General features: G+C 70.9%; 14 protein-coding genes. 8 read left to right on the forward strand and 6 right to left on the reverse strand.

Translation table 11 applies throughout. The annotated features are described in order from the left end of the window. Positions 1 to 12: 12 nt before the first annotated feature. Positions 13 to 678 carry a DUF8185 domain-containing protein gene (locus AC1DMN_RS00180; protein WP_441978249.1) on the forward strand — a complete coding sequence of 222 codons (666 nt, stop codon included), beginning with the start codon at positions 13 to 15 and terminating at the stop codon, positions 676 to 678. A gap of 46 nt (positions 679 to 724) precedes the next feature. Here the strand turns inward: AC1DMN_RS00180 and AC1DMN_RS00185 are convergent, their stop codons facing one another. The 5 genes from AC1DMN_RS00185 to pepN all read right to left on the reverse strand — a co-directional run bounded on the left by AC1DMN_RS00185 (position 725) and on the right by pepN (position 7,390). Further along, positions 725 to 1,228 carry an OsmC family protein gene (locus tag AC1DMN_RS00185; RefSeq protein WP_477228994.1) on the reverse strand — a complete coding sequence of 168 codons (504 nt, stop codon included), beginning with the start codon at positions 1,226 to 1,228 and terminating at the stop codon, positions 725 to 727. Positions 1,229 to 1,278: 50 nt separating this feature from the next. Next, positions 1,279 to 2,949, reverse strand: a complete 1,671-nt coding sequence (locus AC1DMN_RS00190) for an FAD-binding dehydrogenase (protein ID WP_477228995.1) — start codon at positions 2,947 to 2,949, stop codon at positions 1,279 to 1,281. 40 nt (positions 2,950 to 2,989) lie between these two features. Further along, entirely contained in the window at positions 2,990 to 3,427 is a 438-nt protein-coding gene (locus tag AC1DMN_RS00195; protein ID WP_441978254.1) for a globin, read from the reverse strand. Continuing rightward, positions 3,424 to 4,644, reverse strand: coding sequence for a mechanosensitive ion channel family protein (locus tag AC1DMN_RS00200; protein WP_441978255.1), 1,221 nt, complete (start codon positions 4,642 to 4,644; stop codon positions 3,424 to 3,426). Before AC1DMN_RS00200 ends, AC1DMN_RS00195 begins: the two co-directional genes overlap by 4 nt. A gap of 139 nt (positions 4,645 to 4,783) precedes the next feature. Then, positions 4,784 to 7,390, reverse strand: a complete 2,607-nt coding sequence (gene pepN / locus AC1DMN_RS00205) for an aminopeptidase N (RefSeq protein WP_441978256.1) — start codon at positions 7,388 to 7,390, stop codon at positions 4,784 to 4,786. 195 nt (positions 7,391 to 7,585) lie between these two features. Between pepN and AC1DMN_RS00210 the strand changes: the two genes are divergently transcribed. The 7 genes from AC1DMN_RS00210 (at position 7,586) to AC1DMN_RS00240 (ending at position 14,745) form a co-directional block, all read left to right on the forward strand. Further along, on the forward strand, positions 7,586 to 8,761 hold the full coding sequence (locus tag AC1DMN_RS00210) for a ferrochelatase (RefSeq protein ID WP_477228996.1): 1,176 nt from the start codon (positions 7,586 to 7,588) through the stop codon (positions 8,759 to 8,761). Positions 8,762 to 8,823: 62 nt separating this feature from the next. Then, the gene (locus tag AC1DMN_RS00215; protein ID WP_440731939.1) at positions 8,824 to 9,309 is read left to right on the forward strand and encodes a ribose-5-phosphate isomerase; all 486 of its coding nucleotides are present in this window, start codon (positions 8,824 to 8,826) and stop codon (positions 9,307 to 9,309) included. Further along, positions 9,309 to 10,328 carry an Fpg/Nei family DNA glycosylase gene (locus AC1DMN_RS00220; RefSeq protein ID WP_477228997.1) on the forward strand — a complete coding sequence of 340 codons (1,020 nt, stop codon included), beginning with the start codon at positions 9,309 to 9,311 and terminating at the stop codon, positions 10,326 to 10,328. Before AC1DMN_RS00215 ends, AC1DMN_RS00220 begins: the two co-directional genes overlap by 1 nt. A 52-nt stretch (positions 10,329 to 10,380) precedes the next feature. Beyond that, positions 10,381 to 11,034 (forward strand): FMN-binding negative transcriptional regulator, encoded by a 654-nt coding sequence (locus tag AC1DMN_RS00225; protein ID WP_477228998.1) that lies wholly within the window; start codon positions 10,381 to 10,383, stop codon positions 11,032 to 11,034. Next, positions 11,031 to 12,539, forward strand: coding sequence for an amidohydrolase (locus tag AC1DMN_RS00230; protein WP_441978260.1), 1,509 nt, complete (start codon positions 11,031 to 11,033; stop codon positions 12,537 to 12,539). Before AC1DMN_RS00225 ends, AC1DMN_RS00230 begins: the two co-directional genes overlap by 4 nt. 109 nt (positions 12,540 to 12,648) lie before the next feature. Continuing rightward, positions 12,649 to 14,013, forward strand: a complete 1,365-nt coding sequence (locus AC1DMN_RS00235) for a sensor histidine kinase (RefSeq protein WP_477228999.1) — start codon at positions 12,649 to 12,651, stop codon at positions 14,011 to 14,013. A 60-nt stretch (positions 14,014 to 14,073) separates the two neighbouring features. Then, positions 14,074 to 14,745 (forward strand): LuxR C-terminal-related transcriptional regulator, encoded by a 672-nt coding sequence (locus AC1DMN_RS00240; RefSeq protein WP_477229000.1) that lies wholly within the window; start codon positions 14,074 to 14,076, stop codon positions 14,743 to 14,745. A 36-nt stretch (positions 14,746 to 14,781) separates the two neighbouring features. Here AC1DMN_RS00240 and AC1DMN_RS00245 read toward each other — a convergent pair whose 3' ends face one another. Further along, a complete protein-coding gene (locus AC1DMN_RS00245) occupies positions 14,782 to 15,267 on the reverse strand; it encodes a Dps family protein (RefSeq protein ID WP_477229001.1) in 486 nt (161 codons plus the stop codon). Positions 15,268 to 15,432 lie beyond the last annotated feature (165 nt).

The following is a 15,432-nucleotide window of genomic DNA, read 5'->3' on the forward strand; positions in this document are numbered from 1 at the left end:
AGTTTAGAGGGCGTGCCCACGCCGCTGATCCTCGCCGATGCCGACACTGCGCGTGATGCGCTCACCTTCGTCTCCCGGGCCGCGCGCGCCGGCGATGAAGGGGTCCGGCTACAGGCCGACGGAGGGGTGCTCGCGATGACGGCGGCGGCACTCGTGCCGCAGACCCTGTTCGACGCGACGCCGACGATCCTCGCGATGCGGATCGTCCGGGCCGACCCCGAGTTGCGGTGCGACATCGTGATCGACGAGCTCACCACCACCCAGGATCCACGCGCCCTCGCGCTTCCCGACACGGGCCGCAGCCCCTCCTGGGCCGGCGTCGCACCGCCCCGGAGCGGCTGGGCGACGGCGGGGACGCTCGGCGCCGACGTCATCGCGCAGCGTGCGCAGTGGGGCATCTCCGCCGTCGCGCACGGATCACCGGTCGGCGCAGGGGAGGACGCGGTCCGCGCGCTGCGTGCCGCCATCTGGGGCGAGCCCGACGAGGACCTCCTCGGGCTGCCCCGCGGCGTCGCGTTCGCCGCGCATGCCTTCGGCTTCATCTCCGGTGCCGAGCAGGTGCCGATCACCACCTCCGGCCGCTGGACGCGCCTCGCGTTCGCGCGCGGTCACGTGCTCAGCCGCGGGCCCGCCGCGGTGGGGCTGACGCCGGTGCGCTCGACCGGCGCCGCCGGCTGAGGCGCAGCACGAGTCGGGCGGCGCGTCCGGGTCCACGCCGCGGCGGTCAGCGCCGGACGACCGTGATCGTCGGAGGGGATGCGAGGCTCTGACCGACCACGCAGTACCGCTCGGTCGACGCAGCGATCCGTTCCAGGCGTCCTTCGTCGGCGTCGCTGTCGATCGTGATCGTGACGGCGACGTCGCCGACGCCGACCGGCACCTCACGGTCCAGACCGAGCGTGCCGCGTGCGTCCCAGCGGCACTCCGCCGCGAGTTTGACGTTCTGCACGGTCACGCCCATCGCCGCGGTGACGGCGCGGAACGTCACGCCGACACAGCCCAGCAGCGCCTGCATGAGGAGGTCCGCCGAGCACGCATCGGATCCGTCGCCCCCGGTCGCGGGGTGCTGTCCGGCGCGGACCGGCCCCGACCATCCGTCGATCGTCGCGGTGATGCCGGGGTCGCGATAGTCGCCGGTCGCGCCGGAGATCACCCTCGCCAGGTCCGGAGCCTGCCGGTAGCGCTCCTTGAGCGGGGCCTGGCGTGCTCGCAGCTCTTCCGCGTCCATGCCGCGATCATGGCACTCCCGCCGCGCGAGGTCCGGGCGCTCGGCGGTGCTCAGACCGCCTGCGCCGCGGCGCGGCCCGCCTGGCGTCCCGAGAACAGGCAGCCGCCGAGGAACGTTCCCTCCAGCGCCCGATAGCCGTGCACGCCGCCGCCGCCGAAGCCGCTCGCCTCGCCGGCCGCATAAAGTCCGGGCACGGTCGTGCCGTGGGCTTCCAGTGCGCGGCCATCCAGGTCCGTCTCGATGCCGCCGAGAGACTTGCGGGTGATGACCCGCAACCGCACGGCGATCAGCGGACCAGCCGACGGATCCTGCAGTCGATGCGGCGAGGCCGTGCGGATCAACCGATCTCCGCGATAGGCACGAGCTGAGCGCAGCATCGCGATCTGCGCGTCCTTGGTGAAGTCGTTGCCGATCTCGCGGTCGCGCGCGACGACCTCCTCGCGAACCCGCGCCGGGTCCAGGGCGTCTCCGCCCGGGAGCTCCTGCATGCGTGCGATGAGTCGGCCGAGGTCGTCCTCGACGACGAAGTCCTCGCCCCGCTCGAGGAACGCCTGCACCGGGTCCGTGGGGCCCTTGGCGAGCCGGGAGCGCACGAGCAGCGGTATGTCCTTGCCGGTGAGGTCGGGGTTCTGCTCGCTGCCGGAGAGAGCGAACTCCTTCTCCACGATCTGCCGCGTCGTCACGAACCAGGAGTGGTCGTACCCGGTGGTGCGCAGGTGCGCGAGGGTCCCGAGCGTGTCGAAGCCGGGGTACAGCGGCACGGGCAGGCGCCTGCCGGTGGCGTCCAGCCACAGCGAAGACGGGCCGGGGAGGATCCGGATGCCGTGACCGGGCCAGACCGGATCCCAGTTGCGGATGCCCTCGACGTAGTGCCACATCCGATCGCCGTTGATGAGCCGTGCCCCGGCCGCCGCCGATACGGCCTGCATGGATCCGTCCACATAGGCGGGCACGCCGGTGAGCATGTCGGTCGGCGGTGCGCCCAGCCGTTCGGGCCATGCGGCGCGCACGAGGTCGTGGTTGCCGCCGATGCCGCCCGAGGTCACGATCGTCGCGCTCGCGGTGATCTCGAAGGCACCGATCGGCTCACGATCGCTCTGCACGCCGCGGGCGGCGGCGGACGATGCGAGGATCTCGCCCTGTGCGCCCGTGACGACGCCGTCGCGGGCGGTGAGCGTGGTGACCCGGTGCCGTGGGAGCACGACCAGGCTCCCGGTCCGCTCCGCCTGCTCGAGCGCGGCCTGGAAGGGCGCCACGATGCCGGGGCCCGTGCCCCAGGTGATGTGGAAGCGGGGGACCGAGTTGCCGGGTCCGAGAGCGCCGTAGCCTCCGCGCTCGGCCCAGCCCACGACCGGGAAGAAGCCCACGCCGCGCTCCCGGAGCCATGCGCGCTTCTCGCCGCTCGCGAACTGGAGATACGCCTCTGCCCAGCGCCGCGGCCAGGCGTCCTCGTCGCGGTCGAAGCCCGCGTTGCCGAACCAGTCCTGTCGGGCGAGCTCGTAGGAGTCCGTGATGCCCATGCGGCGCTGTTCGGGGGAGTCGACGAGGAACAGCCCGCCGAAGGACCACCACGCCTGTCCGCCCAGGTTCGTCCGCGGCTCCTGATCCACCACGATCACGCGTCTGCCTGCGGCGGTGGCCTCCGCGGCGGCGACGAGGCCGGACAGCCCCCAGCCGATGACGAGGACGTCGGTGGAGTGAGTGGTCGTGGTCGCGGTCATGAGATCTCCGTCGAACTCGGTGTACGTGCGGTGGGCGCCGCTAGAGGACGGGGCGCCCGTCAGGGGTCGGGGCGCCCGTCGTGGTCGTGCGGCTCGGCTCGAATGTATTCACCATCGCATGCGCGGCGCGCTCGAGATAGTCCCACAGCGTCGCCTCGTGGATCGGCGAGAGGCGGGCGTCGTCCACGGCGGCGCGCATGCAGCGCAGCCAGCGGTCGCGGGCGTCCGGGTCGACGTGGAACGGCATGTGACGCATGCGCAGCCTCGGGTGCCCACGCTGCTCACCGTAGGTCGTGGGGCCGCCCCAGTACTGCTCCAGGAACATGCGCAGGCGATCCGCCGCAGGGCCGAGATCCTCTTCCGGGTACATCGGCTTCAGGACCGGGTCGAGCGCGACCTCGCGGTAGAACACCTCGACGAGGCGCTGGAACGTCGCGTGGCCGCCGACCTCGTTGTAGAAGGACACCGGTTCACTCATCGTTCGTCTCCGGGGGTTTGCGGATCCTGCGGGCTCTGCGGATCGGGGAGCGGAGGGAGCGGCAGGCTCTGCGGGGCGGAAGGCGGCGTCTTCGGCTTCTCGGTCTTCGTCGGCGCAGGTGCGGTCGGCGCCGGTTTGGTGCGCGGTGGGGGCGTGGCCGTGGCGGGCTTCTCGCCCTCGGTCTTCTTCTTGCGCCAGAATCCGCGTTCCGGCACCGTGGGCGCCGTCGCGACCGGGTTCGGGCGGGTGCGCGGCGGGTTCGCGCCGTGCACCCGGCGGGCACCCTCGGGGCCGGCGAGCTGCACCGTGGCCATGCTGGGGACGGTCAGCTCCATGCCGAGCATGGCGTCGCGCAGCCGCATCCGCAGCTCGCGGGCGACGTCGTCCATCGCATTCGTGCGGGTCTTCATGACGACCCGGATCACGAGAGCATCGCCCTCGATCGACTCCAGTCCCCAGATCTCGGGCTTCTCGACGATGCGGGTGCGCCACTTCGGATCCTTCGCGAGCCCCTGGGCGGCGGCGAGCAGAGCGTCCTCGACCGCGGGGACGTCCGCATCCGCCGGCACCCCGAGGTCGATGATCGCGCGCGCCCATCCCTGCGACATGTTGCCGATCCGGGTGATCTCGCCATTGCGGACGTACCAGAGCGTGCCGTTCGCGTCACGCACCTGGGTGATCCGCACGCTGACGTATTCGACGACACCCGACGCGAGGCCCAGGTCGACCACATCTCCGATGCCGACCTGGTCCTCGGCGACGAGGAACATGCCGTTCAGCACATCTTTGACGATGTTCTGGGCACCGAAACCGAGGCCTGCGCCGACGGCGGCGGTGAGCAGCGTCAGAGACCCGAGCAGCGTGGGCTCGATGATGTTCACGATCAGGACGACAGCGACCACCACGAGGATCACGTTGACGATGTTCTGCAGGATGGTGCCGAGGGTCCTGGTGCGCTGTACGAGCCGCATGTCCGCGAGCGGGGAGCGCTCCAGCGCCCTTGTGTCGGTGACCTCGGCCTTGGACTTGGCGCCGGCGACGATCCGGCGGACGACGCGGCGGATCACGAAGCGGAGCGCATAGGCGATGAGGACGCAGACGACGATCGTGACGACGCTCCAGAGCGCCTTCATGCCGATCTTGCCGAGGACGTCGAGCGTCTGGGTCCACAGGTCTGCGATCTTGGCGGCCTGATCCTCGAAGGAGACGATATTCATCGTTCACGATCCTATGGCTGCGCCCCTTGGCGGGCTCTGAGCGTCGGCGGCGCTGCGCCGGGAGCCGGTGTTGTCCGCTCGGGACGCGACGAAGGGGCCGGAGGAGAGCAGTCTCCTCCGGCCCCTTCCGGGTCGTGCGTCAGCTCTGCGCGGCCGCCGATTCGAAGGTCTCCTCATCGCGCGCCTGAGCGGCGAGCGCCCGCTCCACGTCCGCGAGGTTTTCGAACACGAGGCGGCGCAGCGCGGGCGCGGCGTCCTGGTGGGCGGAGAGCCAGACGCGGGTCGCGTCGCGCAGGGCGGTGTTCGCGAGCGCCTTCGGGTACAGTCCCACGATCAGGTAGTTCGCGACCTGGAACGTGCGGCCTTCCCAGATCGGGAGTAGGGCGTCGAAGTACTGCGCGACGAACGGCTCGAGCAGTGCGACACCGGCCGGGTGGGTGAAGCCGAGGGCGGCGGAGCGGACGATCGTGTTGGACAGGTCGTCGTGCTCGACGAGCGAGGACCACGCGGCCTGCTTGTCCTCGGGCGTGGGCAGCGCGGCGCGGGCCTGCGCGGCGAACTCCGCGCCCTTGGCGGTGTTGTCGCCCTCGAGCGCGGCATCGATCGCGGCCCCGTCGACGGCGCCGACCGTGGCGAGGCCGACGAGCAGCTGCCACGACAGGTCGGTGTCGATCGTGAGGCCGTCGAGGGTGAGTGCGCCGTCGCGCAGGCGGCGCACGACGTCGGCGTGCTCGGGCGTGGTGAGCGAGTTCGCGAACGCCGTCACGAACTGCAGCTGGCTGTCGGAGGCGGCTTCCGCGCTCTGCGCGAGCGCCCACAGGCCGTCGGCGACCCGGGTGCGGGCGGCCTCACGGTGCTCCGGGGTGACGTACAGCGCGGCGGCGGTCTGCAGCTGGCTGAGCGTGGTGCGCACCGTGGTCGACTCGGTCTCGCGGCCGATGTTGCCCAGCACGAGGTCGATGTAGTCGCTCGCGGCGCTCTCGGCGTCGCGGGTCTGGTCCCAGGCGGCACCCCACACGAGCGAGCGGGCGAGAGGGTCGCTGATGTCGGCGAGGTGTGCGACGGCGGTCGCGAGGGAGCGCTCGTCGAGACGGATCTTCGCGTAGGCGAGGTCTTCGTCGTTCAGCAGCACCAGATCCGGGCGCTTCAGGCCCTGCAGTTCGGGAAGCTCCGTGCGGTCACCGTCGACGTCCACCTCGACGTGGTGGGTGCGCACGAGAGCGCCCGTCGCGTCGAGGTTGTAGAAGCCGATGCCCAGGCGGTGCGGGCGGATCGTCGGGTAGTCGGCGGGAGCCGTCTGCGTCACGGCGAAGCGCGAGATGGTGCCGTCCCCGGCCTCGGCGATGACGGGCGCGAGCGTGTTCACTCCCGCGGTCTCCAGCCACTTCTTCGACCAGACGGTGAGGTCGCGGCCGCTGGTGCGCTCCAGCTCGACGAGCAGGTCGCTGAGCTCGGTGTTCTGCCAGGAGTGCTTCTTGAAGTACTCGGAGACGCCGGCGAAGAACGCCTCGATGCCCACCCACGCGGCGAGCTGCTTGAGGACGGATCCGCCCTTCGCGTACGTGATGCCGTCGAAGTTCACCTGCACGTCGTCGAGGTCGTTGATCTCGGCGACGACCGGGTGCGTGGAGGGGAGCTGGTCCTGACGGTAGGCCCAGGTCTTCTCCATGGCGTTGAACGTCGTCCACGCCTCGGTCCACTCGGTGGCCTCGGCGGTCGCGATGGTCGACGCCCACTCGGCGAACGACTCGTTCAGCCAGAGGTCGTTCCACCACTTCATGGTGACGAGGTCGCCGAACCACATGTGCGCGAGTTCATGCAGGATCGTGACGACGCGGCGCTCCTTGACGGCGTCGGTCACCTTGCTCCGGAACACGTAGGTCTCGGTGAAGGTCACCGCGCCCGCGTTCTCCATGGCGCCGGCGTTGAACTCCGGCACGAAGAGCTGGTCGTACTTCGCGAACGGATACGGGACGCCGAACTTCTCCTCGTAGTAGGCGAAGCCCTCGCGGGTCTTGTCGAAGATGTAGTCCGCGTCGAGGTGCTCCCACAGGCTCTTGCGCCCGTAGACGCCGAGGGGGATCACGCGGCCGGAGGCGCTGGTCAGCTCGGAGAAGGTCTCCTCGTACGGGCCCGCGATGATCGCCGTGATGTACGAGGAGATCCGCGGGGTGGGCTCGAAGCCCCACGTCGCGACCGCGCCGTTCTGGTCGGACCCGGATCCGTTCGACGCGTCGTGGTGGATCGGTTCGGGGGTGGGGGAGTTCGAGACGACCTTCCACGCAGCGGGCGCGGTGATGGTGAACTGGAACGTCGCCTTCAGGTCGGGCTGCTCGAACACGGCGAAGACGCGGCGGGAGTCGGGCACCTCGAACTGCGAGTAGAGGTAGACCTCGCCGTCGACAGGATCGACGAAGCGGTGCAGGCCCTCACCGGTGTTGGTGTATTCGCAGTCGGCGTCGACGACGAGCACGTTCGAGCCCGCCAGGCCGTCCAGCGCGATGCGCGAGTCGGCGTAGGCCGTCGTCGGGTCGATCAGCTCGCCGTTCAAGGTGATCTCGCGCACCTCGCGCGCGATGAGGTCGATGAAGGTCGAGGACCCCTCGGTGGCGGTGAAGCGCACGACGCTGCGGGATCCGAACACCTCCGCGCCCTTGGTCAGGTCGAGCGCGATCTCGTACGACTCGGTGTCGACGATCGCGCGGCGCTCCTGCGCCTCGATGCGGGTGAGGTTCTCTCCAGGCACTGCTCAGACTCCCAGGGGGTGAGGGGTTCGGCCGCAAGATTCGCGCTGCTGGCGCCGGCGGCAACCGTCCCAGCCTACGCCAGAGCGCGTGTTGCGGTTTTTCGCGGGTGCCGCCGCCTCCAGGAGGGCATCGAGTCGGCGCACGGCCGTGGCAAAGGAAACTCAGGGGAAGATGGAAGGGTGAGTGCTCGAAACGTGACCGCAGCAACCGTTCCCTTCGCCTCCGCGCCCGCCGCGAGCGGGCCGGAGTTCGTGGAGACGCCCGTCGCCTATGACGGCATCCTGCTCGCAGGATTCGGCGGCCCGGAGGGGCAGGACGACGTGATCCCGTTCCTGCGCAACGTCACTCGAGGCCGCGGCATCCCGGATGAGCGGCTCGAAGAGGTGGCGCATCACTACCGGCACTTCGGTGGCGTGAGCCCGATCAACGCGCAGAACCGCGCGCTCAAGGCCGCGCTCGAGACCGAGCTCACCCGCCGCGGGATCGACCTCCCGGTGTACTGGGGCAACCGCAACTGGGCTCCGTACCTGTCCGACGCGGTGACCATGGCCGCCGACAGCGGGGACACCACGCTGCTCGCGTTCGCCACGAGCGCGTACAGCTCCTTCTCCAGCTGCCGTCAGTACCGCGAGGACTTCGCCCGCGTGCTGGAGGAGACGGAGCTCGGTGAGACGGTGACGATCGACAAGATCCGCCCGTTCTACGACCACCCCGGATTCGTCGCGTCCTTCGTGGAGGGCGTGCGCAACGCGATCGTCGGCTTCACGGCCGACGGCGTCGACGCCTCGGCGATCCAGGTCCTGTTCACCACCCACAGCGTGCCGACCGACGATGCGCTGCGTTCCGGCCCGCGCGACGTCGACTGGGGCCCCGACGGCGCGTACGCCGCCCAGCACGAGGCGGTCGCAGCCTGGGTCATGAGCCGCGTGGCCGAGCTGCTGCCCGCGGCCGCCGACGTGCCGTGGGAGCTCGTGTACCAGTCGCGCTCCGGCCCCGCCTCGCAGCCGTGGCTCGAGCCCGACATCTGCGACGTGATCGAGGAGCTGCCCGCTCGCGGTCGCACCGCGGTCGCCGTGGTCCCGCTCGGCTTCGTGAGCGACCACATGGAGGTGCTCTGGGATCTCGACACCGAGGCGAAGGACGCGGCCGCCGAGGCGGGCCTCGCTTTCGTCCGCACGCCGACCCCGGGGGTCTCCGACACCTTCGTCGCCGGCATCGTCGACCTCATCCAGGAGCGCCTGGAGGGGCGCCCGGCGGCGGATCGCGCGCACGTCACCGCGCTCGGTCCCGCGTTCGACGTGTGCCGTCCGGGGTGCTGTGAGAACATCCGCGCAGGGTTCAAGCCGGCTGCGGCCGGCATCGCGCCCTGACAGCGCCCGGCGGCCGTGTCACGCCGCCCCGTGGTGGTCGCGGCGCTCCGTAGGATTGAGGCATGCGCATCCACATCGCCACCGATCACGCCGGTCTCGAGTTCTCCACGCAGCTGCAGCACCATCTCGCCGAGGCGGGTCATGAGGTCGTGGACCACGGACCGGTCGAGTACGACGCACTGGACGACTACCCCGCGTTCTGCATCCGCGCGGCGCAGGCGACGATCCGCGACCAGCGCGCGGGAGTCGAGGCGCTCGGCGTCGTGTTCGGCGGATCCGGCAACGGCGAGCAGATCGCGGCGAACAAGGTCGAGGGCATCCGCGCGGCCTTGGTGTGGAGCATCGCGACGGCGGAGCTCGCCCGCGAGCACAACGATGCGAACGTGATCGCGATCGGCGCGCGCCAGCACACCTTCGACGAGGTCGCCGGCTTCATCGACCGCTTCATCGCCACGCCGTTCTCGAACGAGGAGCGGCACGTGCGCCGGATCGCGCAGATCGCGGACTTCGAGCGCGACGGATCGCTGCTCCCGGACCCGCGCGCCTGATGCCCGAGGGCCATTCCGTCCACCGGATCGCGCGGCAGTTCGCCCGCAACTTCGTCGGCAAGCCCGTCTTCGCATCGAGCCCGCAGGGCCGTTTCGCGGAGGGTGCCGCTCTGCTCGACGGTCGTGCGGTGGAGAGCGTACAGGCGGTCGGCAAGCAGATGTTCCTCGAGACCGAGGGGGATCTGTGGCTGCGCGTGCACCTGGGGCTCTACGGGGCCTGGGACTTCTCCGGCGAGATCCTCGTGGATCCGACGATCGCGTCGGCGAACGGGCGGATGGGCCAGACGAATCAACGCGGCACCGATCTGGACGCATCGTCGATCGCGGACGAGGCGCCGATCCTGGACGACGCGGGCGAGAACTCGCTGGCCTCCATCGGTGCCCCGCGGAAGACGCGTGTGCACGTGCGCATGTCCGAGGCCACCAAGGGGCTCGCCGATGAGGGCGCCGAATGGCCGCCGCCCGTGGTCGGACAGGTGCGCCTGCGCCTGATGACGGACTCGACCTGCGCCGATCTGCGCGGGCCCACCGCCTGCGTGCTGCAGACGCCCCACGAGATGCTCGCCACGGTCGCGAAGCTCGGACCGGATCCGCTGGTGGGCGACGTGGACGAGGGCGAGGAGCGCTTCGTCGCCGCTGTGCGGCGCAGGGCGGTGCCGATCGCTCTGCTGCTCATGGACCAGTCCGTGGTCAGCGGGATCGGCAACGTGTACCGCGCCGAGCTGCTGTTCCGGGCCCGGCTGAACCCGCACACTCCGGGCCGCGACGTGCCGGAGGAGACCGTGCGCGCGCTCTGGCGGGACTGGGTCCGTCTGCTCGCGATCGGCGTCGAGACCGGCCAGATGATGACCATGGACGACCTCACGGCCGACCAGTACCGCGCCGCGATGGCGCATCGAGACGACCGGCACTGGGTGTACCACCGCACGGGCCTGCCCTGCCGTGTGTGCGGCACCGACATCGTGCTCGAGGAGATCGGCGCCCGCAAGCTGTACTGGTGCCCGCGCTGCCAGGCGTGACGGATCCCGGTCGCTGAGGCTCTGGAAGGGCAGGCGACCGTAGGCTGAATCCATGCGCCAGAACCCCAGTTTCGCCATGACGGATGTCGCCGAACTGCGGCGGATCATCGCCGCCAATCCCTGGGCGACACTGGTGGGCCGAAACGAGAACGGCATGACCGCGTCGCACTATGCGGTGCTGCTCGATCCGGACCGCGACGACCTCACGATCGTCGCGCACGTCGGCCGTCCGGACGACATCGTGCTGGGACTCCGATCCCAGGAGCTGATGGTGATCTTCCAGGGTCCGCATGGATACATCTCGCCCGGTTGGTACGTCGACACGGCGGCCGCCGTGCCGACGTGGAACTATGTCGCGGTGCATCTGTCGGGCGTCCCGGAGCTGCTCGACACCGAGGAGAACCTCCGCGTCCTCGGTCATCTCGTGGACCACTTCGAAGGCAGACTCGCCGACCCGCGCGGCATCTGGACACCGCCGAACGACGAGGCGTTCGTGCGCCGGCTCGAGGCGGGCACCGTCGGCTTCCGGCTCACTCCGACGCGCATCACCGCCAAACGCAAGCTCAGCCAGAACAAGCCCGACGACGTGATCGAGAACGTGATCCTCGAGCTGCAGGGCGACGGCGCTTACGCGAATCCGCTGCTGGCCGCCGAGATGCAGCGCGCGCACGACGCCCGCCTCGCCGCACGGGCGGGCACCCGATGACGGCGTCGGACGTCGGAGCGCACCTCGACGCGATCCGCGCTGTGCGCATCGCCACGGCGGACCGTCGGCTGCTGGCCGTGGACGGCCCGGTGGACGTGCTGCTCGAAGAAGGCCGGATCGCCGACATCGCCCCCACCGGAGCCCTTCCGCTACGGGGCGAGGTGCTCGACGGCGACGGCGCGTGGATCGTCCCTGGCCTGTGGGATCACCACGTGCACACCGTGCAATGGGCACTCGCCGCGCAGCGGGAGGACCTCGCCGGCACCGCGAGCGCCGTCGAGGCGGCCGCACGCATGTCGCTCGCGTCCGTGCTCGGCGACGGTCGCCGGGTCGGATCCGGCTTCCGCGACGTGCGCTGGGCAGACCGGCCTGCCCTGGCCCTGCTCGATGAGCACACGGGTGAGATCCCGACCTACCTCATCAACGCCGACGTGCACAGCGTGTGGCTGAACACTGCCGCCTTCCGCCGGGAGGGCTTCCCCGTCGCCGCGGACGGGATGCTGCGCGAAGAGGACGCCTTCGAGATCTCCCGCCGGCTGAACGCCGCGGATCCGGTGGTCGCCGACGAGGCGGTCGCTGCGGCCGCCCGGCGAGCCGCGAGCCGCGGCGTCGTCGGTCTGGTGGATTTCGACATGGCATGGAACGCCGGGGCCTGGGCTCGACGACTCGCGCGCGGCTTCGACATGCATCGCGTCGAGTTCGCCGTCTATCCGCACGACCTCGACCGTGCGATCGCCGAGGGACTGCACACGGGTCAGGCGATGGATCAGGACCCGCTCGGACTCGTGCACGCAGGGCCGCTGAAGATCATCTCCGACGGGTCGCTGGGCACGCGCACCGCCGCCTGCAGCCAGGGCTATGCCGACGATCCGCACAACCACGGCGTGCTCACCGTGCCGCCCGCCGAGCTGCAGGAGCTGCTGCTGCGAGCCACCGGGGCGGGCCTCGAGATCGCCCTGCATGCGATCGGGGACCTCGCGGTCACCGCAGCTCTGGACGCCTTCGCCGCCACCGGGGCCCAGGGCACGATCGAGCATGCCCAGCTCGTGCGCCACGGCGATCTCGCGCGGTTCGGGCGACTCGGCGTCGCCGCGAGCGTGCAGCCGCAGCACGCCCTCGACGACAGGGACGCGGCGGACGCGCTCTGGGCCGGGCAGACCGCGATCGGCTATCCGCTGGCCTCGCTGCACCGGGCGGGGGCGACGCTGCGCTTCGGATCGGATGCGCCGGTGGCTGCGCTGGATCCGTGGCACGCGATCTCGGCGGCCGTCTTCCGCACCGACGATGACCGCGCCCCCTGGCATCCCGAGGAGCGGGTTGACCTGCAGACCGCCCTCGCCGCGAGCGCCCGCGGCGGGACCGGCGGTGACGCCGGCATCCGCCCTGGTGCTGCCGCGGATCTGGCGCTGCTCGGCGCCGATCCGGCGACCGCCGACGCGCACGGGCTCCGCACGATGCCCGTGGCGGCGACGCTGGTCGGCGGACGGGTGACGCACGGGGGTTAACCCCCGTGCGGATCCGGCAGCAGGCGCCCTGGTCCGACGCCCGCGGGACGGGCATCGTGGAAGCCGGTGCGAATCAGCGCACCAGAGGCATGGACCAGGAGATCTCCCGATGACCACCGCGACCCGCCCCCTCGACTCGCGGTTCCCGGCGCCGCCGCCTGCGCCCCGACGCGGATACGGCAGGGCGTGGGCTGCTGTGCCCGGCAACGCGCTCTTCCTGGTGCTGCTGTCGGTGCCTCTCGCGATCCTGGCGATGGGGGTGACCTGGGCGGTCTTCGGCGTCGGCATCGGGTCCCTCGTGCTGGTGATCGGCGTGCCTGTCCTGGTGGGCTCTCTTTACATCGCCCGCGGCTTCGCCGAGGCGGAGAGGGCGCTGCTGCGGATGACCGACAATCCGGTGATCTCCGCGCCGGATTGGCGCCGCGGCACGAAGGGCAACGGGTTCTGGGCCCGTCTGACGCAGCCGCTGCGGAACGCGCACTACTGGATGGCGCTGCTGTCGAGCCTGCTCGTGCGCCCGATCGTCGCGATCGTCGCGTTCGCCGTCGCCACGACCTGGGTTTCGATGGCACTCGGCGGCCCGACCTACTGGTTCTGGTCGTCGTTCATCCCCGACGGAAACGCCGAGCGGGTCTGGGTCCCGTGGGCGGTGCAACACATCTTCGGCGGGGTCGACTCGTCTCCGGATCCGCATCTGTGGGCCTCGATGCTGTATCTGGTCGTAGGACTGATCTTCCTGGGCACGCTGCCGCTCGTGCTCAGCGGCCTCGTGCGCCTGCACGGGACGGTCGCCGCCGCGCTGACAGGACGATGGGAGTCCGACGATCTGGTGGCGCAGGTCCAGGGTCTTGACGCGTCCCGCGGTGCGGCCGTGCAGGCGGAGGACGCGGGGCTGCGCCGGCTCGAGCGGGATCTGCACGACGGCCCGCAGCAGCGCCTGGTGCGCCTGCAGATGGATCTCGCCGCGCTCGAACGGCGCGCGGTCGATGGCGATGCGGCGGCGGTCGCCGTGCTCGCACAGGAGTCGCGCGGGCACGCGCAGGCTGCGCTGGACGAGCTGCGGGCGCTGGCCGGCGGCGTCGCGCCGCCGCTGCTGCAGGACCGGGGGATCGCCGAAGCGATCGCCGGGCTCGCGGCTGCCAATGCGCTGCCGGTGCGGGCCGAGGTCGCACCGGCCATCACCGCGGCGCTGAGCCCCGAGGCCGCGCGCAATCTGTACTTCGTGGTCGCGGAGCTGCTGACCAACGCCGTCAAGCACGGGGGAGCGGACAGCGCATCGGTCACCGCGGTCCGCGAAGGCTCCGTGGTCCGCGTCACCGTGCTGGACGACGGTCACGGCGGTGCCGCCCCGCGCCCCGGAGGCGGACTCGAGGGCCTCGCCCGGCGGGTGCAGGGGCTGAGCGGCGCGATGCACATCGACAGCCCGGACGGCGGCCCGACCATCGTGACGGTGACGGTCCCCGTCTCCGCGTGAGCGGGGCGGCCGCGGGCCGACCGACGAGGCGGTGAGCGCCAGCGCCCTAGTCTGAAGGGCGTGACCGATCAGCAGACTCCGCTGCGGGTGGTCCTCTTCGAGGACTCGATCCTGCTGCGCGAAGGGCTCGTGCGTCTGTTCGTCGAGGCCGGATTCGAGACAGCCGGCGCGTATGCGGACGCCGAGGAGGTGGTGGCACGCACCCGTGCTGCGGCAGCGACGGTAGCCGTGCTGGACGTGCGGATGCCTCCGTCGTTCCGGGACGAGGGGATCCGCGCGGCTCTGGCGCTGCGGGCGGCTCTCCCCGAGGTCGGCATCCTCGTGCTCAGCCAGTACGTCGAGGGCGTCTATGCGAGGGAACTGCTCGGGGCCGGCGAGGGGGGAGTCGGCTATCTCCTCAAGGACAGAGTCGCCTCGCTCGAGGAGCTCTCCGGAGCCGTCCGGCAGGTCAGCCAGGGAGGGACGGTCCTGGATCCTCGGGTCGTGCAGCAGCTGATGCGTACCGGACCGGATCCGGTCGGTCGTCTCACCCCTCGAGAGCGCGAAGTCCTCGAGGCGATGGCGGAGGGGCGCAGCAACACGTCGATCGCGAACAGCATGCGCATCGGGGTGGGCGCGGTGGAGAAGAACGTGTCCGCCATCTTCGCCAAGCTCGGGCTCGAGGAGTCCGGCACCGACCATCGTCGCGTGCTGGCCGTGCTCGCCTACCTGCAGAACGACCCCCGTCCCTGAGCGGGGCGGGGGTCGTTCCGAGCTGTGCGCCGTGTGTCAGGCGGCGATGTGCGAGACGAGGAACCAGCGGTCCTTCTCGAGGCCGCGCTGGATCTCGATCGCCACGTCCTGGCTGGTGAGGTCGATCTCGTCGAGGCCCTCGACAGCGGCCTTCACGGTGACCAGGATCGCATCGATGTCGGCGATGACGGCGCGCACGAGATCGTCGGAACGGGTGAATCCGGCAGGGACCTGGGTCGCGCCGGCCTTCTCGGCGACGACCGTCGCGCGGGCGTCGATCGGCAGGCCGAGGGCCACGATGCGCTCCGCGGCGGTGTCGGCGAAGTCTCCGGCATGGTCCACGATCACGTCGAGCAGCTCGTGCACACCGACGAAGTTCGCGCCGCGCACGTGCCAGTGCGCCTGCTTGCCGTTCACGGTGAGCGCCTGGAGGCCCAGCACGACCGGGGTCAGGAACTGGGCGGCGCCGGCCGCGACGGTCGGGTCGACGGTGGCCTGGGTGATGGTCTCGGCGTTGCTCATGATGACTCCTCGGTGATCATTCGGATCCGTGCGTGCTGATGTCTTGAGAGCAACGCTACTCGGCTCCGTTTGTTCCGCAAGCAAGCTGAGGCAACGCTAACCCGCAGGTCACGTGCGATTTCGGCAAGGCTGTCCTTCCCTGTGGATCCACGAGCGCACCGCGTG

The sequence above is a fragment of the Microbacterium sp. 01T413_2 genome (genome assembly GCF_056398985.1).